Annotated in this window: 23 protein-coding genes; 7 read left to right on the top strand and 16 right to left on the bottom strand. The window is 74.1% G+C overall.

What is annotated here, in order from left to right; translation table 11 throughout:
- The first annotated feature begins 94 nt into the window (after positions 1-94).
- Both E9529_RS11065 and E9529_RS11070 read left to right on the top strand, forming a co-directional pair.
- On the top strand, positions 95-841 hold the full coding sequence (locus E9529_RS11065) for a hypothetical protein (RefSeq protein ID WP_236831206.1): 747 nt from the start codon (positions 95-97) through the stop codon (positions 839-841).
- Positions 817-1,032, top strand: a complete 216-nt coding sequence (locus E9529_RS11070) for a hypothetical protein (RefSeq protein WP_236831207.1) — start codon at positions 817-819, stop codon at positions 1,030-1,032. Before E9529_RS11065 ends, E9529_RS11070 begins: the two co-directional genes overlap by 25 nt.
- 126 nt (positions 1,033-1,158) lie before the next feature.
- Here E9529_RS11070 and E9529_RS11075 read toward each other — a convergent pair whose 3' ends face one another.
- From E9529_RS11075 to E9529_RS11100, 6 genes are all read right to left on the bottom strand, one after another.
- Positions 1,159-2,451, bottom strand: a complete 1,293-nt coding sequence (locus tag E9529_RS11075; RefSeq protein WP_236831208.1) for a PhoH family protein — start codon at positions 2,449-2,451, stop codon at positions 1,159-1,161.
- 322 nt (positions 2,452-2,773) lie between these two features.
- The gene (locus tag E9529_RS11080; protein ID WP_236831209.1) at positions 2,774-3,532 is read right to left on the bottom strand and encodes an ABC transporter permease; all 759 of its coding nucleotides are present in this window, start codon (positions 3,530-3,532) and stop codon (positions 2,774-2,776) included.
- Positions 3,529-4,530, bottom strand: a complete 1,002-nt coding sequence (locus tag E9529_RS11085) for an ATP-binding cassette domain-containing protein (protein WP_236831210.1) — start codon at positions 4,528-4,530, stop codon at positions 3,529-3,531. The genes E9529_RS11080 and E9529_RS11085 overlap by 4 nt, the downstream gene beginning before the upstream one ends.
- Positions 4,531-4,586: 56 nt before the next feature.
- Positions 4,587-4,949, bottom strand: a complete 363-nt coding sequence (locus tag E9529_RS11090; RefSeq protein WP_236831211.1) for a hypothetical protein — start codon at positions 4,947-4,949, stop codon at positions 4,587-4,589.
- Positions 4,950-4,952: 3 nt separating this feature from the next.
- The gene (locus E9529_RS11095) at positions 4,953-6,170 is read right to left on the bottom strand and encodes a DUF885 family protein (protein WP_236831212.1); all 1,218 of its coding nucleotides are present in this window, start codon (positions 6,168-6,170) and stop codon (positions 4,953-4,955) included.
- A gap of 23 nt (positions 6,171-6,193) precedes the next feature.
- Complete coding sequence (locus tag E9529_RS11100) at positions 6,194-6,973, bottom strand: isoprenyl transferase (protein WP_236831213.1); 780 nt, start codon at positions 6,971-6,973, stop codon at positions 6,194-6,196.
- Between the two features lie 128 nt (positions 6,974-7,101).
- Between E9529_RS11100 and E9529_RS11105 the strand changes: the two genes are divergently transcribed.
- Positions 7,102-7,914, top strand: coding sequence for a hemolysin III family protein (locus E9529_RS11105; protein WP_236831214.1), 813 nt, complete (start codon positions 7,102-7,104; stop codon positions 7,912-7,914).
- Positions 7,915-8,108: 194 nt separating this feature from the next.
- Here the strand turns inward: E9529_RS11105 and E9529_RS11110 are convergent, their stop codons facing one another.
- Both E9529_RS11110 and E9529_RS11115 read right to left on the bottom strand, forming a co-directional pair.
- A complete protein-coding gene (locus tag E9529_RS11110; RefSeq protein ID WP_236831215.1) occupies positions 8,109-9,362 on the bottom strand; it encodes a geranylgeranyl reductase family protein in 1,254 nt (417 codons plus the stop codon).
- 20 nt (positions 9,363-9,382) lie between these two features.
- The gene (locus E9529_RS11115; protein WP_304505625.1) at positions 9,383-9,976 is read right to left on the bottom strand and encodes a hypothetical protein; all 594 of its coding nucleotides are present in this window, start codon (positions 9,974-9,976) and stop codon (positions 9,383-9,385) included.
- Between the two features lie 161 nt (positions 9,977-10,137).
- On the opposite strand from E9529_RS11115, the gene E9529_RS11120 reads away from it, so the two are divergent.
- Both E9529_RS11120 and katG read left to right on the top strand, forming a co-directional pair.
- On the top strand, positions 10,138-10,602 hold the full coding sequence (locus E9529_RS11120) for a Fur family transcriptional regulator (protein ID WP_236831216.1): 465 nt from the start codon (positions 10,138-10,140) through the stop codon (positions 10,600-10,602).
- Positions 10,599-12,818, top strand: coding sequence for a catalase/peroxidase HPI (gene katG / locus E9529_RS11125; protein WP_236831217.1), 2,220 nt, complete (start codon positions 10,599-10,601; stop codon positions 12,816-12,818). The genes E9529_RS11120 and katG overlap by 4 nt, the downstream gene beginning before the upstream one ends.
- A 59-nt stretch (positions 12,819-12,877) precedes the next feature.
- Here the strand turns inward: katG and E9529_RS22715 are convergent, their stop codons facing one another.
- Genes E9529_RS22715 through mca form a run of 3 tightly spaced genes read right to left on the bottom strand, consistent with a single transcriptional unit; the run spans position 12,878 to position 14,948 of the window.
- Complete coding sequence (locus E9529_RS22715) at positions 12,878-13,687, bottom strand: discoidin domain-containing protein (RefSeq protein WP_236831218.1); 810 nt, start codon at positions 13,685-13,687, stop codon at positions 12,878-12,880.
- A gap of 53 nt (positions 13,688-13,740) precedes the next feature.
- The gene (locus E9529_RS11135) at positions 13,741-14,064 is read right to left on the bottom strand and encodes a hypothetical protein (protein ID WP_236831219.1); all 324 of its coding nucleotides are present in this window, start codon (positions 14,062-14,064) and stop codon (positions 13,741-13,743) included.
- Complete coding sequence (gene mca / locus E9529_RS11140) at positions 14,061-14,948, bottom strand: mycothiol conjugate amidase Mca (RefSeq protein ID WP_236831220.1); 888 nt, start codon at positions 14,946-14,948, stop codon at positions 14,061-14,063. The genes E9529_RS11135 and mca overlap by 4 nt, the downstream gene beginning before the upstream one ends.
- A gap of 247 nt (positions 14,949-15,195) precedes the next feature.
- Here mca and greA point away from each other — a divergent pair, with 247 nt between their 5' ends.
- Together greA and E9529_RS11150 are read left to right on the top strand one after the other, a co-directional pair.
- Positions 15,196-15,699 carry a transcription elongation factor GreA gene (greA, locus tag E9529_RS11145; RefSeq protein WP_236831221.1) on the top strand — a complete coding sequence of 168 codons (504 nt, stop codon included), beginning with the start codon at positions 15,196-15,198 and terminating at the stop codon, positions 15,697-15,699.
- Positions 15,700-15,706: 7 nt separating this feature from the next.
- The gene (locus tag E9529_RS11150) at positions 15,707-16,039 is read left to right on the top strand and encodes an RNHCP domain-containing protein (protein ID WP_236831222.1); all 333 of its coding nucleotides are present in this window, start codon (positions 15,707-15,709) and stop codon (positions 16,037-16,039) included.
- An 11-nt stretch (positions 16,040-16,050) separates the two neighbouring features.
- On the opposite strand, the gene E9529_RS11155 is transcribed toward E9529_RS11150, so the two are convergent.
- The 5 genes from E9529_RS11155 to ilvA form a co-directional block, all read right to left on the bottom strand.
- Positions 16,051-16,977 (bottom strand): DUF5996 family protein, encoded by a 927-nt coding sequence (locus E9529_RS11155; RefSeq protein WP_236831223.1) that lies wholly within the window; start codon positions 16,975-16,977, stop codon positions 16,051-16,053.
- Between the two features lie 48 nt (positions 16,978-17,025).
- Entirely contained in the window at positions 17,026-19,083 is a 2,058-nt protein-coding gene (locus E9529_RS11160; protein ID WP_236831224.1) for a M3 family metallopeptidase, read from the bottom strand.
- Between the two features lie 183 nt (positions 19,084-19,266).
- The gene (locus E9529_RS11165; protein ID WP_236831225.1) at positions 19,267-20,073 is read right to left on the bottom strand and encodes an ABC transporter permease; all 807 of its coding nucleotides are present in this window, start codon (positions 20,071-20,073) and stop codon (positions 19,267-19,269) included.
- Positions 20,070-21,068, bottom strand: coding sequence for an ATP-binding cassette domain-containing protein (locus tag E9529_RS11170; RefSeq protein ID WP_236831226.1), 999 nt, complete (start codon positions 21,066-21,068; stop codon positions 20,070-20,072). Before E9529_RS11170 ends, E9529_RS11165 begins: the two co-directional genes overlap by 4 nt.
- A 144-nt stretch (positions 21,069-21,212) precedes the next feature.
- A complete protein-coding gene (ilvA, locus tag E9529_RS11175; RefSeq protein ID WP_236831227.1) occupies positions 21,213-22,427 on the bottom strand; it encodes a threonine ammonia-lyase in 1,215 nt (404 codons plus the stop codon).
- Positions 22,428-22,993 lie beyond the last annotated feature (566 nt).

Here is a 22,993-nt window from a genome sequence, read left to right on the forward strand (position 1 = left end):
GCCCGGGGACCTGCCGTCATCCACACCCGGCGGCCCCGTCCACGGATCGACCCCGTCCTTCCCGCGACCACGCGCGGTGGCCGACCGTCGACCCGTGCCCGAGCTCCCGGAACCCCTCAGCCCGCTCCTGCTGCGCCGTGACGCCGTCGCCGGCGGGTGGTCCGACGACGAGCTGGCCCGCGCCCTGCGCAGCGGCGGGCTGAAGAGGTTGCGCCGGGGCGCGTACGTCGACGGCCCGCTGCCCACCGCCCCGGCGGCCCGCCACCGCTTGCTCCTGCAGGCCACGCTGGCCGGGCTGCGCCGGCCCGCCGTTGTCAGTCACCAGTCGGCCGCCGTCCTGCACGGGCTGCCGCTGTGGGACGTGCCGCTGGACCGGGTGCACGTCACGCGGGCGCCCGGGTCCTCGCACGACCGCAGCGCGGTGCTCTGCTGCCACGTCGCCCGTCTCCGCGACGACGAGGTGGTCGAGGTGGACGGCGTCGCGGTCACCGACCCGGTCCGCACGGCCCTCGACCTCGCCCGATCGCTGCCGCACGAGGTCGCCGTGGTCGCACTGGACGCAGCGCTGCACGCACGGCTGCTCTCGCACGACGCGGTGCACGCGCGGCTCTTCGACGTCGCCGGGCGCCCCGGTGCCCGGCATGCGGCACGCGTGGTCTCCGCTGCCGACGGGCGGAGCGAGAGCGTGGGCGAGAGCCGCAGCCGCGTGATCCTGCAGCGGTGGGGGCTGCGCCCACGGCGATCCAGCACGAGATCCGCAAGGCCGGCGGAGCGCTCGTGGCGCGGACCGACTTCGCTTGGGAGGACGTCCGGCTGGTGGGCGAGTTCGACGGCCGGGTGAAGTACGGGCGGCTGCTGCGCCCGGGGCAGGAGCCCGGTGAGGTGGTGTTCGCCGAGAAGCGCCGGGAGGACGCCACCCGCGACGAGGGTTGGGACGTCGTGCGCTGGGTGTGGGCCGAGCTGGCCGCGCCGCACCGGCTCGCGGCAAAGGTGCGGCGCGCCCGGGAGCGCGCAGGCGCACGCCGGCGGTGAGCCGCACCCTCAGCCCCGCGGCTCGCGCCCGGACCGCTCCCGGGGTGTTCCTCGCGAACGCAGGGTCCTGCAGGACCCGCGGGACACGAGGAGCACCCCGGGAGCGGTGGGGTCAGAGCGGTGGGGTCAGAGCGGCAGGTCCTCGAGCATCTCGGTCACCAGCGCGGCGATCGGTGAGCGCTCGGACCGGGTGAGGGTCACGTGCGCGAACAGCACGTGGCCCTTGAGCTTCTCGATGACCGCGGTGACGCCGTCGTGCCGGCCGACCCGCAGGTTGTCGCGCTGGGCGACGTCGTGGGTGAGCACGACCCGCGAGTTGCTGCCCAAGCGGGACAGCACGGTGAGCAGGACGCCGCGCTCCAGCGACTGCGCCTCGTCGACGATCACGAACGAGTCGTGCAGCGAGCGCCCGCGGATGTGGGTCAGCGGCAGCACCTCGATGAGGTCGCGGGCGGCGATCTCGTCGAGCACGTCCTTGGAGACCAGCGCGCCGAGGGTGTCGTACACCGCCTGCGCCCAGGGCGACATCTTCTCGCCCTCGCTGCCCGGCAGGTAACCGAGCTCCTGCCCGCCGACGGCGTACAGCGGCCGGAAGATGACCACCTTCTTGTGCGCCCGCCGCTCCATCACCGACTCCAGCCCGGCGCACAGCGCGAGCGCCGACTTGCCGGTGCCCGCGCGGCCACCGAGCGAGACGATCCCGATCTCCGGGTCCAGCAGCAGGTCCAGCGCCACCCGCTGCTCGGCCGAGCGCCCGTGCAGCCCGAAGGCCTCGCGGTCACCGCGGACCAGCCGCACCCGCTTGTCCGGCAGGACCCGGCCCAGCGCGGAGCCGCGGGAGGAGAGCAGGACCAGCCCGGTGTGGGTCGGCAGCTCGGCCGCGACCGGCAGGAAGGCCTCGCCGGTCTCGTAGAGCTCGTCGAGCTCGGGGTCGTCGAGGGAGAGCTCGGTCATCCCCGTCCACCCGGCGTCCACGGCGTCGAGCACGCGGTACTCGTCGGTCTCCAGGCCGACCGCCGCCGCCTTGACCCGCAGCGGGACGTCCTTGGTGACCAGGCAGACGTCCCGGCCCTCGGCGCGCAGGTTCAGCGCGACCACCATGATGCGGCTGTCGTTGCTGTCGTTGCGGAAGCCGGCCGGCAGCACCGACGGGTCGCTGTGGTTGAGCTCGACGTGCAGCGTGCCCCCGCTCTCCCCGACCGGGACCGGCGCGTCCAACCGGCCGTGGGCCACCCGCAGGTCGTCGAGGATGCGCAGCGTCTGACGGGCGAACCAGCCCAGCTCGGGGTGGTTGCGCTTGTCCTCCAGCTCCCCGATGACGACGAGCGGCAGCACCACGTCGGCGTCGCCGAAGCGCAGCAGCGCCCCGGGGTCGGAGAGCAGGACGGAGGTGTCGAGGACGAAGGTGCGGCGAGTCATCACGAGTCGGCTCCCGTGGGGCGGCGCCACGCGCGCGTGGCGGACCCCTGCTCGAAGGTGACCGGGCCCCGGCTCAGGGGCCGGGTACCGGCCCCTCTGGACGACGAACGCAGTCGCACCAACCGGGCCTCCCGTGGACGCCGAGGGCAGCTCGACGTCCACCACCGACGCTAGGCCCGACCACCGACAGGAGCGCGCCCGCACCGCGCCCCGCAACCTGAAGTTCACCCGACGGGGTACCGCCGGTCACACCTGCCCCAGCAGGTGGGCTGGTTCCCGGCGCGGGCCCGCGGGCGCCGGGAACCAGCCCGCGGGCCCTGCGTCAGCTGGACTCGCGGCGGAACCGGCGCACGCCGAACAGCCAGCCGAGCACCGCCAGCAGCACGGTCAGGGCCACGCCCCACCAGGCGGTCGCGGTGCCGTAGCCGCCGATGAAGAACTCGCGCGCGGCCTCGACGACGTGCTTGAACGGGTTCACGTCGCTGAGGGTCTGCAGCCAGCCCGGGGCCAGCGTCATCGGCAGCAGGATCCCCGAGAGCAGCACCACGGGGAACACCACCGCGTTGAGCAGCGGCGCGAACGCGTCCTCGCTCTTGAGCGTCAGCGCCAGCGCGTAGGAGACCGCGGCCAGCGCGGCCCCCAGCAGCGCCACGATGAGCAGGGTCAGGGCCACCCCGGCCACCGGGGCCCGCAGCCCGAGCGGGATCGCGACGAGTACCAGCAGGACGCCCTGCGTGAGCAGCACGACGACGTCGCGCAGCACCCGGCCCAGCAGCAGCGCCGTGCGGCTGGCCGGGGTCACCCGCTGGCTCTCGATGACCCCGGCCCGCCACTCGGCGATGAGCCCGAAGCCGACGAACAGAGCACCGAACATGCCCAGCTGCACCAGGATGCCCGGTACGAAGATCTGGTAGGCGTCGCCCGGGCCCAGCTGCTCGGCCAGCGGTTCGAGCAGCGGCCCGAACAGCACGATGTAGAGGATCGGCTGCATCAGGCTGATCACCAGCCAGGCGGGGTTGCGCAGCGACATGCGCATCGCGCGGGCGAACACGGTGCCGGTGTCGCGCAGGAGGGTCCTCATCGCGCCGCCACCGCCTCGACCTCGGCCGGGGCGGCCCCGGACTCGCGCAGCGACCGGCCGGTCAGGCCGAGGAAGACGTCGTCCAGGCTGGGCCGGCGGCTCTCGATCCCGCTCACGGCGACGTCCGCGGCGTCCAGCGCGCGCACCAGCTCCACCAGCGCGCGGCCACCGTGCGGGACCCGGCCGACGACCCGGTCGGCGAGCAGCTGCGGCGGTTCGGCGCCAGGCAGCGCCCCGACCAGGCGGGCCACCTCGCCGAGCTGGTCGGGCCGCTCCCCCGTCACGGTGAGCACGTCGCCGCCCACCTGGGACTTCAGCTGGTCGGGGGTGCCCTCGGCGACGATCGCGCCGTGGTCGATGACCATGATCCGGTCGCAGAGGGCGTCGGCCTCGTCGAGGTAGTGGGTGGTGAGGAAGACCGTGGTGCCGCGGTCCTCGCGCAGCCCGCGGATGTGCTCCCACAGGTTCGCCCGCGCCTGCGGGTCCAGCCCGGTGGTCGGCTCGTCGAGGAAGACCAGCTCCGGCACGTGGATGAGCCCCACCGCGATGTCCAGCCGGCGGCGCTGGCCGCCCGACATGGCCTTGGGCTGCCGCTCCCAGAGCCCGTCGAGGTCGAGCTCGGCGAACAGCTGCCGGCCGCGCTCGGTGGCCTCGGCGGTGCTCATGCCGTAGAGCCGGGCGTGGTCGACCACCTCCTCGCCGGCCCGCGCCTCCGGGGCCGTGGAGCCGCTCTGGGAGACGTAGCCGATGCGGCGGCGCACCCCGACCGGGTCGGTCCGCAGGTCGCAGCCGGCCACCGTGGCCGTCCCCGCCGTGGGCTCGAGCAGCGTCGTGAGCATCCGCAGGGTCGTCGTCTTGCCGGCACCGTTCGGGCCGAGGAAGCCGACGATCTCACCGGCCGCGACGTCGAGGTCGACCCCGACGACGGCGTGGACCTCCTGCTTCCGCTTGCGGAACGTGCGGGCCAGACCGCGGGCGTGGATCACGCGCGACAGCATCCACCGGTCCACCGACAGCTTCCACCGGTTTCGCCGAGGGCGTCAGCCCCGCGCCGTCACCAGCGGGCGTCGGGCCCGTCGGAGCGCCGGCGCACGGCGGGGCGCTCGACGGTGTCGGTGCGCTCCGACGGCGGCGGCCACCGGTCCGGCTCCCCCTCGTCCCACCGCGCGTCGTCGTCCCACCGCGCGTCGTCGTCCCAGCGCCCGTCGTCGTCCCACCCGTCGTCCGCCACCCGGCCGGACCGCGCCGCGCGGCGCGGGCGCAGGGCCACCAGCGCCCACAGCACCGGGACGAGCAGCACCGGCCACTGCACCGCGGGGTCGCCGAACAGGACCACCGCCGGCACGAGCAGCAGCGCCAGCCAGCCCGCGGTCCAGAGGCCGAGGAACCGGGCCTGCGCCGGGGTGCGGGCGGCCACGGGTCAGGCGGCCGGGAGCTCGGCGGCGATCCGCTGCGGGGTCAGCGGCTCGTCGAGCAGGCGGACGAAGCGGTCGGCGACCGGCTGCCCCGCCGGGCGGGCGTCGAGCCACCGCGTGAGGAGGTCGAACCCCTCGACGTAGGTGGAGATGTAGGCCCGCCACAGCGGGTCGGTGAGGAAGCGGATCTGCTGCCGCGCGCGCTCCGGGCTGACCAGCGCCCAGCGCTGCAGGTAGGCCGCCACCTCGTCGGCGTCGGCACCCCGGTCGTGCAGCAGCACCGCGGCGTCCTGCCGGACCCGGTTGAGCGGCGCGGCCGCGGCCGCGATCCGCTCGGCCAGCGCGCCGTCGAACCGCAGCCCGAGGTCACCGAGGATCTCCTCGGACCAGGCGCCCCAGCCCTCCCCGATCGCCGCCGGGACGCCGAGGTCGGCCAGCCCCTCGGCCATCAGGCACTCGGGGGTGTTCACCAGGAACACGGTGTGCTCCACCCGGCCGGTCCGCCCGACCAGCCCCTGCTCCTTGCGGCAGTGCTCGGTGTGGTGCCCCGGGTAGGACTCGTGCGCCACCAGGTGGGTGAGCTGGGAGAGCCGGTGCGGCAGGTCGGCGTTGATCGCGACCCGGGACCGGTAGCCGCCCTCGTAGTAGTTGAAGCCCGACCACGGCTTGTCGGTGACCACCTCGTACCGGACGGTCTCCGCCTCGGGCAGCCCGTACTGCCCGCGCACCCGGTCGCGCAGGGCGCTCGACAACGCCTGCACCGCGGGCTCGAGCCGGTCCGGCGGGCACTCCTCGCGGCGCCGGTGGGCGGCGTAGCGGTCGGCCAGCGTGCCCTCACCGGGCAGCAGGCGGTCCAGCTCCGCGTGGGCGGCGGCGTACTCGCCCTCGTCGCCCAGCTCGACGTCGACCTGGAAGTACGCCCGCACCTCCTCGACGAAGCCGACCGGCTCGCCGCTCATCTTCCGCGCGCTGCACTCCAGGCCGGTGAGCTGGCCGCGCAGGAAGGCGGTGCGATCGGCCGGCAGCTCGGCGGCGTCCAGCTCGCGCAGCAGCTCCCGGGCGCGGTCGCGCAGCTGGCGCGGGGTGGGCGCGGGCTCGTCCAGGACCTGCGCCCGCAGCCGGGGGTCCCCGGTGTAGGCGTCGACGAAGCCGGCCTCCACGCGGTCGAAGCGCAGCCCGAGCCGCACGTACTCCAGGGCGACGTCGAGGGCTCCCGCGATCATGGCGGCCAGTCTCGCAGCCGCCGTCACCCGCCGAAGCGGCGGTGCCGGGCCGAGTAGTCGCGCAGCGCGCGCAGGAAGTCGATGCGGCGGAAGTCCGGCCAGTAGACGTCGGTGAAGTGGAACTCGGCGTTCGCCGTCTGCCACAGCAGGAAGCCGGACATCCGCTGCTCCCCGCTCGTGCGGATCACCAGGTCCGGGTCGGGCTGACCACGCGTGTAGAGGTGCTCGGCGATGTGCTCGACGTCGAGCACCTCCACCAGCTCCTCCAGCGAGGTGCCGCGGGCGGCGTGCTCGCTGAGCAGCGAGCGCACGGCGTCGGCGATCTCCCGCCGCCCCCCGTAGCCGACCGCCAGGTTGACCGTCGCCCCGGGCCGGTCGCAGGTGTCGCGCTCGGCCTGCTCGAGGACGGCGACGGTGCGCTCGGGCAGCACCTCCCGGGCCCCCATGCTGCGGATCCGCCAGCGCCGCCGGGGCCGCGCCAGGTCGACGGCGACGTCCTCGATGATCGCCAGCAGCGCGTCGAGCTCGGACGCGGGCCGGCGCAGGTTGTCGGTGGACAGCATGAAAAGGGTGACCACCTGCACCCCGGCGTCGTCGCACCAGCCCAGCAGGTCGGCGATCTTGGCCGCACCGCGGCGGTGCCCGTGCGCCACGTCCTCCAGGCCAATGGCGCGCGCCCACCGCCGGTTGCCGTCCATGATCACGCCCACGTGCCGCGGCACGTCCGCGCCGACCAGAGCCCGCGCCAACCGCCGCTCGTACACCTGGATGAGCGCGTCACGGACCCGTCGACGCACCCCCACGGCGGTCACCCTAAGCCCCCCGCCACCCATCGGCCGGGACCGCGCCCGACCGTGGCACGAGAGCGGTGGCAGCAAGCTCACAGGCCGCCGCGGATGACGCCGAAACCCTGCCTCCGTAGCCTCGGAGCATGAGCGTCCCCCCCTCCGACCGCGCCCCCGTCCGCGTGGAGGCCGACGGCGCGGTGCTCGAAGCGCCCGCCGGTCAGGCGGCGGCCACCGTCGCCGCGGAAGGGGAACGGGTCGAGCAGGCGTGGGACGCCGGGTACGTCGCCGACCGCGACTGGGAGCACCCCGACACCCGCCCGCGGGCGCGGGGCTGGATCCACCTGTTCGCCTTCTTCGGCGCGGTCGTCGCCGGCGCGGTGCTCATCCCGCTGGCCTTCGTCCAGGGCGCCCGCGCCGGCTGGTCGGTGGCCGTCTACTGCCTCACCATCTGCGGCCTCTTCGGCATCAGCGCCCTCTACCACCGGCGGCGCTGGTCACCCCGCGGCTGGAAGGTGATGAAGCGGCTCGACCACTCGATGATCTTCCTCTTCATCGCCGGCACCTACACGCCGTTCGCCCTGCTCGCCGTCGACCAGCCCACCGGCTACTGGGTGCTCGCCGGCGTGTGGGCCGGCGCCCTGGCCGGCGTCACGCTGAAGCTGACCTGGCCGACGGCGCCGCGCTGGGTGGGCGTCCCGCTGTACATCGGGCTCGGCTGGGTCGCCGTCTTCGTGCTCACCGACATCCTGCACATCGCCGGGGTCGCCTCGATGGTGCTGCTCGCCGTCGGCGGCGCCCTGTACACGCTGGGCGGGATCGCCTACGGCATCAAGAAGCCCAACCCGTGGCCGGGCACCTTCGGCTACCACGAGGTCTTCCACGCCATGACCGTCGTCGCGGCGATCTGCCACTACATCGCGGTGTACTTCGCGGTGTACTCGAGTCCTTTCCTCTGACCTCCGGTCAGACACCGCGGCCAGGTGCCCACCCGGCCTGCGTTGAGCCGCTGATTCGCGCCTGCGCGGGACCCTCCGGGCCCCACTCGGCACGACGCGGCTTCGCCGCGGGTTCCCTTCCCGTGCCGCGTCACGTCCGGGCTCGGGGGACCCTCCGGGCCCCCGCTCGCCCGGACCGGCTGACGCCGCTCGGGTCAGGAGAAGGGTGGGCGGTCGTCCAGCTTGACCGACAGCTTTCCTGCGGCTCGCCAGGCCCTGGCCACGAGGTCGCGGTCCTCGTCGGAGACGAGGTTGCCCATCACCCGCAGGGCCACGGTCATCAGCGGGCGGGAGCGCATGCCGACCGGGCCGGCCAGGGGCAGGAAGCGGGGCACGGTGAGCAAGCCGGCCAGGCGACGCGCGATGGAGAACGCCTCGCCGTAGTGCCGCCGCAGCGTCGCCGGCCACGCCGCGGCCCAGTCGTCCTCGGCCAGCAACCCGGCGAGCATCCGGCCGGTCTCCAGCCCGTAGTCGATCCCCTCGCCGTTGAGCGGGTTGACGCAGCCGGCCGCGTCACCGACCAGCGCCCAGTTGCGGCCGGCGACACCGGACACCGCCCCACCCATCGGCAGCAGCGCGGAGGTCACGTCCCGGACCGGGCCGTCCAGCCGCCACTCCGCCCGCCGGGTCTCCGCGTAGAACTCCAGCAGCGCCTTGAGCTGCACCCCGGCCGGCCGGCGGGCGGTCGCCAGCGTGCCCACGCCCAGGTTGACCTCGCCGGCCTCCCGGCCCAGCGGGAACACCCAGCCGTACCCCGAGAGCAGCTCCCCCTCGGTGCCGCGCAGCTCCAGGTGCGAGCTGATCCACTCGTCGTCGCTGCGACCCGAACGCACATAGCTGCGGGCCGCCACGCCGTAGGCGGTGTCCCGGTGCCACTCCCGGCCCAGCAGGCGGCCCAGCGGCGAGCGGACGCCGTCGGCCACGACCAGCCGCCGGCAGCCGATCGTGCTCGTCACGCCGTCGGCGTCCTCGAACACCACCGCGCGCACGCGGTCGCCGTCGCGGTCCACGTCCACGGCCCGGGCGCCGTCGACCGGCACCGCCCCGGCGTCGACCGCGACCTGCCGGATGCGGGCGTCCAGCTCGGTGCGGGGCACGGCGCTGCCGTGGTCGGGGAACGCCCCACCGGGCCACGGCAGCTGCCACTCCCGGCCGAACCCGGCGGCCCGGAGGCCGCGGTTGCGGGTCTTCGACCGCGCCCACTCCCCCAGGCCGAGCTGGTCCAGCTCGGCGATGGCCCGCGGCGTCAGCCCGTCACCGCAGGTCTTGTCCCGCGGGAAGACGGCGGCGTCGGCGAGGACGACGTCGGAGCCGGCCCGGGCCGCCCACGCCGCAGCCGCGGCCCCGGCCGGACCGGCACCCACCACGAGGACGTCAGTGGCTGGGGGACGGGCGGCGCTGGCTGGCACGCCGCCCAGTGTCCCCCTTGCTACTGCGGGCCCCGGCCGCGGACCTCCTCGACGGACGCCATCGCCTCGCGCAGCTCGGTCAGCCAGTCGTCGGCGTGCCGGCCCACCAGGCGCACCGCCCAGACCAGCGCCTCCGACCGTGACCGTGCCACGCCGGCGTCGACCAGGGTGTCGAGCACCAGCCGCTCGGGCTGGCGGAGGCGCGTCATGACCGGCACGGACGCGTGGGTGAAGAGCTGGTGGGTGTCCCCGCAGGTCGCGCCCCAGGCCACCGAGCGGCCGTAGCGCTCCTGCGCGGCGTCGGCGATGGCCATCCGGCGGCCGCGGGTCTCCTCGCGGAACCGCTCGATGCGGCCGGCGCGGGCGGCCGCGGCGTCGCCCTCACCGGGCTCCGGCTCCGCCAGGGTGCCGACGACGGTGATCTCGTCGCGGTCGACGGTCAGCTCGACGGGACCGGTGAACCAGTCGTCGGGCAACCGCCCGGCGAACCAGCCGGCGACCTCCGCCCGGTCGACCGGGGGTGGGACGTCCTGGCCCCGCCCCCGCGGTCCGCGCCCGCGGCCCCGGCCGAAGCCCGGGCCCGGGGGCATGTCGGCGAAACGGTGTCCGTGCATGGCAACCTCCCGGTGCGCTTTGATTACACGTTTGCAGCGTAATCACCGCAGCGAGCGTCGGGGAAAGATGTGGTTGCGCCCACAGCGGACAACCGATCGGGTCGTCCAAATCTCGAGCCGAAAGACTGGATTCGTTCCAGACAAGACGTCAGGATGTCCCCGTGCCCGACTCCGTGGAACTCGGCCGCGAGCTGCGCGCCGTGGGCCTGCGCGTCACCCGCCCGCGACTGGCGGTGCTGGACGCCGTCCACGCGCAGCCGCACCTGGACACCGATGCCCTGATCGCCGCCGCCCGGGAGCGGCTGGGCGCCGTCTCCCACCAGGCGGTCTACGACGTCCTGCGCGCCCTCACCGACACCGGCCTCGTGCGGCGGATCCAGCCGCAGGGGTCGGTCGCCCGGTACGAGGCCCGCGTGGGCGACAACCACCACCACCTGGTCTGCCGGGACTGCGGCGCCATCGTCGACGTCGACTGCTCGATCGGCGCCGCTCCCTGCCTCACACCGTCCGACGACGACGGCTTCCTGATCGACGAGGCCGAGGTCGTCTTCTGGGGCCGATGCCCCGCCTGTGCCACCGCCCGACCCGCTGACCGATCCGCCCATCCCGAGGAAGGCACACCGTGAAGGACGAGACCAACAAGGTCCAGACCGAGAGCACCAGCGAGAGCGAGAACCCGGCGATCCCGTCGCCGGAGTCGCACACCGGCGGTCGCCCCCGCACCAACCAGGACTGGTGGCCGAACCAGGTCGACCTGGCGGTGCTGAACAAGCCCTCGAAGGACTCCGACCCGCTCGGCGAGGACTTCGACTACCGGGCAGCCTTCGCCGAGCTCGACGTCGAGGCGCTCAAGGCCGACCTGCGCACGCTCATGCGCACCTCCCAGGACTGGTGGCCCGCCGACTGGGGTCACTACGGCCCGCTGTTCATCCGCATGTCGTGGCACGCGGCCGGCACCTACCGCATCGCCGACGGCCGGGGCAGCGGCAACAACGGGGCGCAGCGCTTCGCGCCGCTCAACAGCTGGCCGGACAACGCGAGCCTCGACAAGGCCCGCCGCCTGCTGCTGCCGATCAAGCAGAAGTACGGCCGCAAGCTTTCCTGGGCCGACCTGCTCGTGCTCGCCGGCAACGTCGCCCACGACGACATGGGGCTGCCGACCTTCGGCTTCGCCTTCGGGCGCCAGGACACCTGGCAGCCGGAGGAGGTCTTCTGGGGTCCGGAGGACACCTGGCTCGGTGACGAGCGCTACGCCGGTGACGAGCCGCTGAACCTCGACGAGGGCCCGCTGGCCAACGTCACCATGGGCCTGATCTACGTCAACCCCGAGGGTCCGAAGGGCAACCCCGACCCGCTGGGCTCGGGCCACGACATCAAGCAGACGTTCCGCCGGATGGGCATGACCGACGAGGAGACCGTCGCGCTGATCGCGGGCGGCCACACCTTCGGCAAGACGCACGGCAACGGCGACCCGTCGCTGCTCGGCCCCGAGCCCGAGGGCTGCCCGGTGCACGGCAACGGCCTCGGCTGGCAGAACCCGCAGGGCACCGGCAAGGGCGCCGACACGATCACCAGCGGCCTCGAGGGCGCCTGGACCCCCACGCCGACCCAGTGGGACAACTCCTACTGGGAGACCCTGTTCGGCTGGGACTGGGAGCTCGTCACGAGCCCGGCCGGCGCCAAGCAGTGGCAGCCCAAGAACCCCGAGGCGCAGGAGCTCGTCCCCGACGCGCACATCGACGGCAAGAAGAACCCGCCGATGATGTCGACGGCCGACATGGCGCTGCGGATGGACCCGGAGCTGCGCACCTACGCCGAGCGCTTCCGGGACGACCCGGAGTACTTCGCGGACATGTACGCCCGCGCCTGGTTCAAGCTGCTGCACCGCGACCTGGGCCCGAAGTCCCGCTACCTGGGCCCGGACGTGCCCGGCGAGGACCTGATCTGGCAGGACCCCGTCCCGGCCGTCGACCACGAGCTCGTGGGCGAGGCGGAGATCGCGGACCTCAAGCAGCGGCTGCTGTCCTCCGGTCTGACCGTCTCGCAGCTGGTGCACACCGCCTGGTCGTCCGCCGCGTCGTTCCGCAGCACCGACTACCGCGGCGGCGCCAACGGCGCACGCCTGCGGCTCGAGCCGCAGATCGGCTGGGCGGCCAACGAGGGTGTCCAGGACGTGCTGCCGGTGCTCGAGCGCGTCAAGGGCGAGTTCGAGCAGCAGACCGGCAAGAAGGTCTCGCTGGCCGACCTGATCGTCCTCGGCGGCTCGGCCGCGGTGGAGAAGGCCGCGGCGGACGCCGGCGTCCAGGTCACCGTGCCGTTCCACCCGGGGCGCACCGACGCCTCGCAGGAGCAGACCGACGTCGAGAACTTCCGCTGGCTCGAGACGCGGGCCGACGGCTTCCGCAACTGGATCGCGCCCGGCAGCAAGCTCGCGCCGGAGACCCTCCTGGTCGACAAGGCCTACATGCTGTCGCTGACGGCCAAGGAGATGACGGTGCTCGTCGGCGGGCTGCGCGTCCTCGGCGCCAACACCGGCGGCACGAAGCACGGCGTCTTCACCGACCGGCCCGGCGTCCTGTCGCAGGACTTCTTCCGCAACCTGCTCGACCTGGGCATCTCGTGGTCCACGTCGGCCACCGAGGGCGTCTACGAGGGCAAGGACGCCGACGGCACCGTCGTCCGCACGGCCACCGCGGCCGACCTGGTGTTCAACTCGAACTCCATCCTCCGTGGCATGGTCGAGGTCTACTCGTCCGACGACGCTCTGGAGTTGTTCGTGCAGGACTTCGTCGCCGCGTGGGTGAAGGTCATGGAGCTCGACCGCTTCGACCTGCACGCCTGATCCGCTCCACCGGACGCCCCGGCCCGCCTCGTGCGGGCCGGGGCGTCCGCGCGTGCGGGTCAGGGCGCCTCGTGGACCTCGATCTCGGCGGCACCGGTGTTGCCGCCGGTGGTCGTCCCCGCGTCGAACCGCAGCACCTGCCCGGTGAACCCGCCGTCGTCGAGGACGACGGGCGCACCCGCGCCGAACGGGCCGTAGGTCTGCCCGTCGTCGACGGTGACGGTGAAGGTCTCGACGACGGCGGTGCCGTCGCCCATCGAGCGGCTGCGCAGGGCCAGCCCCACGACGTCGACGGCGCGCCTGAGGTCGAGGGTGATGGACGCGTCGTCACCGTCGCCGTCGCTGGACCACTCGGTCGCCGGATCGCCGTCCACCGCGTTGCCGGCGGCGAACGCCCCGGAGAACTCGGAGCTGACGTCGACGACGGCGGCGCCGAGCGCCGCGTTCTCACCCGGCGGCTCGGCGACCGGCGCGTCCGGCGTCCGGAAGCTCATCAGCTCGCTGCGGTACAGCCGGCCGTCGGCGCCGGAACCCTGCACCCGGTAGAAGTACTCGGTGCCGGGCTCGAGCCCCCGCATCACGGCCTGGTGCTCCGCGTGCGCGCCACCGCCCATGTCGGCATCGGTGGCGATCCCCTCGCCGAGGGACTCGTCCCGCCCGAACACCACCGCGCAGGCCATGTCGATCCCCGTGGTGACCCGCAGCGTCGCCGACGTCCCCGACGGGTCGGGGAGCACGACCGGCGCCTCGGTGAACACCTGCTCCGCCGAAAGGACCGCCGGTGCCTCGGACGCCGGCTCGCCGCCGCACCCGACCAGGACGACGACGGCGAGGGGCAGCGGCAGGAACCGGCGCGCGACGGCGGTCACGCCCCGGTCAACGGCCCGGCCGGGCGACGCGTTCCGCCGGCCGGGCCACGGGGTCAGCCCCGGTCGGCCTCGTCGCGCCGCGGCGCCTCGATCGCGAGCGGCGCCCGCCGCAGCGTGTCGAGCACCTCCTGACCGGGCTCCCGCTCCTCCTCCAGGCCGGCCGGCGAGTCGGGGACGACGACCCGGGGCTCGCGGTCGTCGGCGTCGAAACTGCGCGGCAGCCGCTTCAGGTGCCCGGTCATCGACCGCACCAGCAGGGCGGAGGCGACGAGCAGCAGCACGAGCAGCAGCAGCCCGAACGGGCCGGACTTGCCGACGTCCTGCGGCGCCTGCTGCTGGGCGAGGACGAGCAGGTCGAGGGCGGTGGGGGTGGTCATCGGGCGGTCACCTCGCTGCGGATGCCGGTGAACAGGTCGTCCTCCGGGGTGGGCGTGCCGACGAGCGAACGGGCCAGCTCGTAGTCCTCGGTGGGCCACACCTGCTGCTGTGTCTCCACCGGGCAGGCGAACCAGCGACCCCCCGGGTCGATCTGGGTGGCGTGCGCAATCAGGGCCGCGTCACGGACGGGGAAGTACTCGGCGCACGGGACGCGGGTGGTGACCCGGTGGGAGATGTCGTGCGCCGGGTCCCAGTTCGCCAGCCACTCGGCGTACGGGGACTCCGCGCCGGTCGCGAGGATCGCCTCGTGCAGCGCCTTCGTGCGCGGGAGCGTGAAGCTCATGTGGTAGTAGAGCTTGCTGACCTGCCACGGCTCGCCGAGCTCGGGGTACCGGTCGGGGTCGCCGGCCGCCTCGAAGGCGTGCACGGAGATCTCGTGGGTCTTGATGTGGTCGGGGTGCGGGTAGCCGCCGCGCTCGTCGTAGGTGGTCATCACCTGCGGCTTGAACCGGCGGATGAGCGCGACCAGCGGCGCCGCGGCCTCCTCGACCGGCACCAGGGCGAAGCACCCCTCCGGCAGCGGGGGCAGCGGATCGCCCTCGGGCAGCCCCGAGTCGACGAAGCCCAGGAACTCCTGCTCGATCCCGAGGATCTCGCGGGCGCGCGCCATCTCCTCGACCCGGATCTGCGGGAGCCGCTCCCACACCTCGGGCCGGTCCATCGCGGGGTTGAGCACCGAGCCGCGCTCGCCCCCGGTGGCGGTGGCCACCAGGACGCGAACACCCTCGGCCACGTACTTCGCCATCGTGGCGGCGCCCTTGCTCGACTCGTCGTCCGGGTGGGCGTGCACGGCGAGCAGGCGCAACTGGTCGGGATCGGTCACGCGCACAGTGTCCCTCGCCGGGCGGCGGCGGTGGCGGACGCCCACCCGGGCGTGGCCGGAGACACGCAGGTCAGCCACCCGTCCGGGCGGAACGTGTCCTCCGTCACGCCCCGCTGGGCTACCGTGCGGCCACCGGCCGGGTCCGCCGCAGCGCTGCACCGGGCCCTGCCGCGGTGCTAGCTTGGCCGTTCGACCAGCGGCCGCTCCCACACGGGGGCGGCCTCCCGAGTTTTCAGGAGTACCCCACGTGTCCACCCCCACTGACGAGCAGGACCAGGGCATCTGGCTCACCCAGGAGGCCCACGACCGGCTGAAGGCCGAGCTCGACCAGCTGGTGGCGAACCGCCCGGCGATGGCCGCCGAGATCAACGCCCGCCGCGAGGAGGGCGACCTCAAGGAGAACGGCGGCTACCACGCCGCCAAGGAGGAGCAGGGCAAGCAGGAGGGCCGGATCCGCCAGCTCACCGACCTGCTGCGCAAGGCCCGCGTGGGCGACGCCCCGAAGACGGCCACGAACGCCGCCCTGGGCACGGTCATCACCATCCGGTTCGCCGGGGACGACGACACCGAGAAGTTCCTGCTCGGGTCGCGGGAGATCGCCGGTACCACGGAGCTCACCGTCTACTCCCCCGAGTCGGCGCTCGGCTCGGCGATCATGGGCGCGGCGCCCGGCACCTCGGTGACCTACCAGACCCCGAACGGCAAGGACATCACCGTCGAGGTCGTCGCGGTCGAGCCGTTCGTCCCCTGACCGGCACGTGAGCACGCCGCGCGCCCGCTCCCGGCGGGCGGAGAACACCGGCTTCGCGTGCGTGCACTGCACCGCACCCGTACCGGCCAACACCGACGGGCACTACCGCAACCACTGCCCGTACTGCCTGTGGTCGCTGCACGTCGACGACCTCCCCGGTGACCGGGCCAGCACCTGCCGGCAGCCCATGGAGCCGATCGGGCTGGTGGAGAAGTCGGGCAAGGGCTGGCAGGTGGTCCACCGCTGCACCGCGTGCGGCCACCGCCAGCCCAACCGGCTCGTCCGCGACGGCGACGCCCCCGACGACCTGGACCTGGTCCTTTCGCTGCCCTGGCTCTGACCGCCCGCCGCTCAGCCCCGGAGGACGGGGTCGGTGACCCCGTCGCGGCAGGCCAGCCCCTCGACGTCCCACCCGGCCCGCGTGGCGCCGGTCCGGTACGCCGCCTCGAAGAAGGCCAGGACCGCCTCCCTGGGGTCGTCGGCCGAGCGGGCCGTGTCGTAGGGCAGGACGGCGAGGTGGCTGCCGCGCCGCTCCAGCCAGTAGCCGCCGGAGGGCAGGTCGGCCTCGGCCAGCCCAGCGGGCTCGGGCGCGGTGTAGGAGTAGAAGGCCGGCTCCGGGAACGACGGGTCGCCGAACCAGAAACCGGAGCTCACGACCTCCCGCGAGTACGCCTCCCGGGTCACCGGGTCGGTGCCCTCGGCCGGGGGGACGACGCGGTCGGAGAAACGGGTCACCGCGAGGTCGAAGGTGTGCCAGAAGTGGTGCACCGGGCTGGTCTTGCCGGAGAACCGGCCGGCGAACTCCTCGAGGACGAGGTTCACCTGGCTGAGCACCTGCCAGTACCGGGTCACCGCGGCGGTGTCGTAGCTCGCGTGCTCGGTGTCCTCGGCGAACGGCCGGTCGGCGTCCGGCAGGTCGAACGGGCGGGCCCCGGCGATGTCGACGCCGCGCACGCCGACGGCGGCCAGGGCGCGCTGGAGCTCGGCGTGGAACGAGGCCACCGACCGCCCGGTCATGCCGAAGGACGCCCGTCGCCCCTCCACCGTGCTGACGTCGACGCGGTGGTCGAGCAGGTCGAGGTCGACGGTGAAGGTGGGGGCCAGCCCCATCGGCCGGGTGGTGATCCCGCGCCCGGCGAGGTGGAAGGGCACGTTCCACCAGTGGTTGCGCCGGGGGCTGGCCAGCAACCGCACCCGGCCCACCACCTGGGCGAACCGGTGCACCGTCGCCAGGGTGTCCGACCACCCTGCGTACGGGATCGGCGGGAAGAGCTCCATCGAGGTACCTCCACAGGACGGTCGCCGGCGGCTGCAGTGTCGCGGGGATCAGCCGGCGGGCGCCAGCCCGCGCCTCCGGAGCAGCGGCATGGGGTCGGCGTCCCGGCCGCGGACGGCGCGGAATGCCTCCAGCGGGTCCACCGATCCGCCGACGGAGAGCAGCCGCTCCCGGAAGGCGTCCCCGTTCTCGCGTCGCAGCCCGCCGTTCTCCTTGAACCACTCCACCGTGTCGGCGTCGAGCACCTCCGACCAGATGTAGGAGTAGTACCCGGCCGAGTAGCCGCCGGCGAAGACGTGCTGGAAGTAGGTCGTCCGGTAGCGCGGCGGCACGAGCTCGGACGCGACGCCGGCCTCGGCGAGGGCCGCGCGCTCGAACTCCACCGGGTCGCCCACCTCGTCCCCGGGGGTCAGCCGGTGCCACGCCTGGTCGAGCAGGGTGGCGGCCAGGTACTCGAGGGTCCCGAAGCCCTCGCCCCACAGCCGCGCGGCGTCGATCGCCTCCACCACCGAGGCGGGCAGCGGCTCGTCGGTGTCGACGTGGCGGGCGTAGTGCGCGAGCACCTCGGGCCAGAGCGCCCACATCTCGTTCACCTGGCTGGGGAACTCGACGAAGTCGCGCGGCACGGCGGTGCCCGCGAACCGCGGGTAGGTGACCGCTGAGCTCAGCCCGTGCAGTGCATGGCCGAACTCGTGGAACAGCGTGTTCACCTCGTCGAGGGTGAGCAGCGTGGGACGGCCGGCCGGTGCGGGCGTGACGTTGAGGTTGTTGACGACGACGGGGCTAGTGCCGAGCAGCCGGGACTGGCGGACGAAGGAGCTCATCCACGCGCCGCCGCGCTTGCCCTCCCGGGCGAAGAAGTCCCCGAGGTAGAGGCCGACCTCCCCGCCGTCGGCGTCGGTGACCTCCCAGACCCGGACGTCGGGGTGGTAGCCGGCCAGATCGGGCCGCGGGGTGAACCGGAACCCGTACAGCAGCTCGGCCGCCCGGAAGACGCCGTCGACCAGCACCCGGTCCAGCTCGAACCACGACCGCAGCGCCGTGGTATCGACGGCGTACCGCTCGGCGCGCACCCGTTCGCTGTAGAACGCCCAGTCCCACGCCGCCAGCTCGACGCCGTCGCGGGCGGCCAGCTCGCGCAGCGCCGCGGCCTCGGCCTCCGCGTTGGCCACCGAGGCCGGCACCATCGAGCGCAGCATCGCGTCGACCGCTCCCGTGGTGCGCGCGGTGGAGTCGGCGAGGACGAGGTCGGCGTGGGTGGCGAAGCCCAGCAGCCGGGCCCGCTCGGCCCGCAGCCGGGCGATGCGCTCGGCGACCGGCCGGTTGTCGTGCTCGCCCGCGGACGCCCGGCCCACCGACGCCTCGAACACCCGGCGGCGCAGCTCCCGGTCGCGGAGCTTGGCCAGCACCGGCTGGCCGGTGGGCAGCACGAGGGTGAGCAGGTACCCCTCCAGGCCGCGGTCGGTGGCCGCACGCGCCGCGGCGGCGACCTCCTCGTCGTCCAGCCCGTCGAGCTCCGCGGCGTCAGCCACCCGCACCGCGGCGGCCTCGGTGGCCAGCTGCAGGTTCTGCCCGAAGGTGGTCGACAGCTCGGAGAGCTGCTGGTTGAGCTCGCCGAGGCGGGCCCGCCCTGCATCGTCGAGGCGGGCACCGGCGAGCACGAAGTCGAGGTGGTACCGCTCCACCAGCCGAACCTGCTCCGCGTCGAGGCCGGCGGTCTCCCGGACGGCGTGCACGGCGTCGATGCGGGCGAACAGCGCCGGGTCCAGCCGGAGGGCGTCGTCGTGGGCCGCCGCCAGCGGCGCGATCTCCCGCTCGATCTCGCGCAGCCGCGGCGTGGCGACCGAGGACGACAGGTTGCCGAACACCGACCAGGCCCGGTCGAGGAGGGCGCCGGACCGCTCCAGGGCCACGACGGTGCTCTCGAACGTCGGCTCCTCGGCCGAGGCCAGCAGCGCGTCCACCTCCCGGCGCTGCTCGGCCATCCCCGCCAGCAGCGCCTCGCGGCAGTGCTCGAGGGTGATCCCGGCGAACGGGGGCAGCCGGAACGGCAGGTCGGACGGGGTGGCCAGCGGGTTGTCGGCGGAGAGTGCCTCAGCGGTGCTCATCGCCGCCATTACATCGCGATCCTCCGGATCGCACCGTCGTGACATCGCGATCCTCCGGATCGCACCGCGGCCAGGAGCCGTCCCCGGCCGACGCTGAGCCGAACAGTCGACGCGTCGGGGACCCTGCGGGCCCCGCTCCGCGCCGACCCGTGGCCGGGCGGAGCGGGAACCCGTGTGCGTGCCTCAGCGGCCGGCGGCCCGGCGGTAGGCGCGCACCGACAACGGCACGAAGACCGCCAGGATCAGCACCACCCAGATCAACGTGTAGAGCACCGGGTTCTGCAGCGACCAGGCGTCCGGCGCCGGCGCGAGCGGCGAGGTGTTGCCGAACAGCTCCCGCGCGGACTGGACGACCGCCGACACCGGGTTCCACTCCGCGAAGGTGCGCAGCACCGAGGGGAAGGACTCCAGCGGGACGAAGGTGTTGGCGACGAACGTCAGCGGGAAGATCACGATGAAGCTGGCGTTGTTGACCACCTCGGGAGTGCGCACGAGCAGCCCGACCAGCGCCATGAGCCAGGAGATGGCGTAGGCGAACAGCAGGAGCACGACGAAGCCGAGCACGGCCTCCCCCACCGACGAGTTGATCCGCCAGCCGACGACCAGCCCGGTCAGCGCCATCACCGTGATCGAGATGATGTTCAGCCCGGCGTCGGCGACCGTGCGCCCGATGAGCACGGCCGAGCGGGACATCGGCAGCGACCGGAACCGGTCGATGAGCCCCTTCTGCAGGTCCTCGGCCAGGCTGGCCCCGGTGGTCGTGCTCCCGAGCACGATCGTCTGGGCGAAGATGCCCGGCAGCAGGAACTCGCCGTAGCTCGTGCCCGGCGGCAGCTGGATGGCGCCGCCGAAGACGTAGCGGAACAGCAGCACGAACATGATCGGCGAGAGCGTCGCGAAGACGATCAGGTCGGGCACCCGCTTGACCTTGATCAGGTTGCGCTTGGTGATGACGACGCTGTCCGACAGCGTCGCGGCCATGCTGCTCATCGGGCACCTCCGGTGGCGGCCGGCTCGGCCGTCGGGTCGTCGTCGGTGGCGACCTCCTCGGCCACCCGGCCGGTGAGCGCGAGGAAGACGTCGTCCAGGTCGGGCCGGCGCAGGCCGACGTCGAAGATCTCCGCCGTCTGGCCGTCCAGCCGGCGCAGCGCGTCGGCGAGGACCTCGGCCCCGCCGCTCACCGGCAGCGACAACCGCCGCGCCGCCGCGTCGACCACCGGGTCCTCCACCGCGAGGGGGCGCAGCCGCTCCACCATGCCGGGGAGCACGGCGGCGTCTATGACGGTGAACTCCAGCCGCTGACCGCCGACCTGGGCCTTGAGCTCGTCGGCGGTGCCCCGCGCGATCACCCGGCCGCGGTCGATGACCACCATCCGGTCGGCGAGCCGGTCGGCCTCCTCCAGGTACTGGGTGGTGAGCAGGATCGTCGTCCCGCCGTCGGCTAGGTCGGCGATGAACTCCCACATCGACAGCCGGCTGCGCGGGTCCAGGCCGGTCGTCGGCTCGTCGAGGAAGAGCACCCGGGGGCGGGCGATCAGCGAGGCCGCGATGTCCAGCCGGCGGCGCATGCCGCCGGAGTAGGTCTTCGCCGGCCGGCTCGCCGCCGCCGAGAGGTCGAACCGCTCGAGCAGCTCACCGGCCCGGCGGCGCGCCTCGGCCCGGCCCAGCCGGTACAGCCGGCCCACCATCTCGAGGTTCTCGAAACCGGTGAGGTACTCGTCGACGGCGGCGTACTGGCCGGTCAGCCCGATCACGGCCCGCACCCGGTCCGCGTCCCGCGCGACGTCGAGCCCCATCACCTCCACCCGGCCCGCGTCGGCCTCGAGCAGCGTGGTGAGGACGCGCACCACCGTCGTCTTCCCCGCGCCGTTCGGGCCGAGCAGCCCGAGCACCGAGCCCTCGGCCACCGCCAGGTCCACACCGTCGAGCGCGGTGGTGGCGCCGAAGCGCTTGACCAGCCCCTCGACCACGATCGCGTCGGTCATGCCCCCGACGCTAGGCCCGCCCACCGACAGTCCACCGCCGGTCTCCTCCGTTGCGTACACGCAAGCCTCCGTCCCCGCCCCGCGAGGTGCGGGACGCAGACCTAGACCGGCGGGCCCGGCGGGGCTCATCGGTCGGGCCGTGGACTACTCCGGGGTGACCGCGTAGCCGGCGCCGCGCATGGCCCCGATGACCTCCCCGGCGTGCGCGGGCCCGCGCGTCTCCAGGACGACGAAGACCTCCACCTCGCCGATGCCCAGCCGAGTCGCCGTCCGCTCGTGCTCGACCTCCAGCACGTTGGCGCCCACCGCGGCCAGCTCGGTGAGCAGGGCGGCCAGCGAGCCCGGGCGGTCGGGGATGCGCAGCCGCAGCGAGAGGTACCGGCCGGCCGCGGCCATGCCGTGCTGCACCACCTTCAGCAGCAGCACCGGGTCGATGTTGCCGCCGGAGACGACGGCCACCAGGGGCGGCTCGAACGCGCGCGGGTCGGCCAGGACGGCGGCGACCGCGGCCACACCCGCGGGCTCGACGACCATCTTGGCGCGCTCCAGGCAGAACAGCAGGGCGCGGGAGAGGTCCTCCTCGCTCACCGTGCGCACCTCGTCGACCAGCCCGCGGACGTGGGCGAAGGTCAGGTCGCCGGGCGCCGGGACGGCGATGCCGTCGGCCATCGTGGACATGCTCTCCAGCGCGACCGGCCGGCCGGCGGCCAGCGAGCCGGGCAGGGCGGCGGCCTCCTCGGCCTGCACGCCGACGACCCGGACGTCGGGACGGCGCTCCTTGACCGCGGCCGCGATGCCGGAGACCAGGCCACCGCCGCCGGCGCAGACCAGCACCGTCGCGACCTCCGGGCACTGCTCGAGCACCTCCAGCCCGACGGTGCCCTGCCCGGCGATGACGTCGGGGTGGTCGAACGGGTGGATGAACACCGATCCCGTGCGCTCGGCGTGCTCGGCCGCTGCGCGCAGGGGCTCGGCGAGCGACTGCCCGCACACCTCGATGCGTGCCCCGTAGGCCTCGGTCGCCGCCAGCTTCGGCAGCGGCGCGGTCTCGGGCATGTACACCGTCGCCTCGGTGCCGAGCAGCCGCGCAGCCAGCGCGACCCCCTGCGCGTGGTTGCCCGCGCTGGCGGCGACGACGCCGCGCGCCCGCTCCTCGTCGGTCAGCCGCGCGATCCGGGTGTACGCGCCGCGGATCTTGAACGAGCCGGTGCGCTGGAGGTTCTCGCACTTGAGCCACACCGGCCCGCCGACGCGGTCGGCCAGCCCGCGCGAGTGCTCCAGCGGGGTGCGGCGGACGACGCCGGCGAGCAGCTCGGCCGCCGCGGCGACGTCGGCACCGGTGACCAGGGGGACCGACATGGGCGGATCATCGCAGGGCGCGGCCCCGGCATCCCGGCACGACCGGCGTCGTCGCGCCGAAGGACCCCGGAGGGGTGAGTCCCGCCGGGGTCCCGGCGCCCTTCCGCGTATGGCAACTTCGCGGAAGTCGGTGCCTGACGGGCGCGCCAGCCCCCGTCTTCCGGGAAGCAGGCGCCCGCGGGGCGTCGCGACGGGATCTGGTCGCGAGGTCGGGCCGAGTGGGCCCCGGAGGGGTCCGCGCAGGCGCGACGGAACGGCTCCGCGCAGCAGGGGCACGGTAATTGACCGCGGTGTCGTCCGAAGGACGACGGAGTCATGGTCCGCGCAGGCGCGACGGAACGGCTCCGCGCAGCAGGGGCACGGTAATTGACCGCGGTGTCGTCCGGAGGACGACGGAGTCATGGTCCGCCCAGGCGCGACGGAACGGCTCCGCGCAGCAGGGGCACGGAAACTGATCGCGGTGTCGTCCGGAGGACGACGGACAGCAGAGTCGTCGTACCGTGGCTGAGGTGACGGACACCCCCGCACCGGCAACCTCCTCCCCCGCCCCCACCACCCTCGGTGAG

Origin of the sequence: Blastococcus sp. KM273128 (genome assembly GCF_021698975.1) — a bacterium.
GTDB lineage: Bacteria > Actinomycetota > Actinomycetes > Mycobacteriales > Geodermatophilaceae > Blastococcus.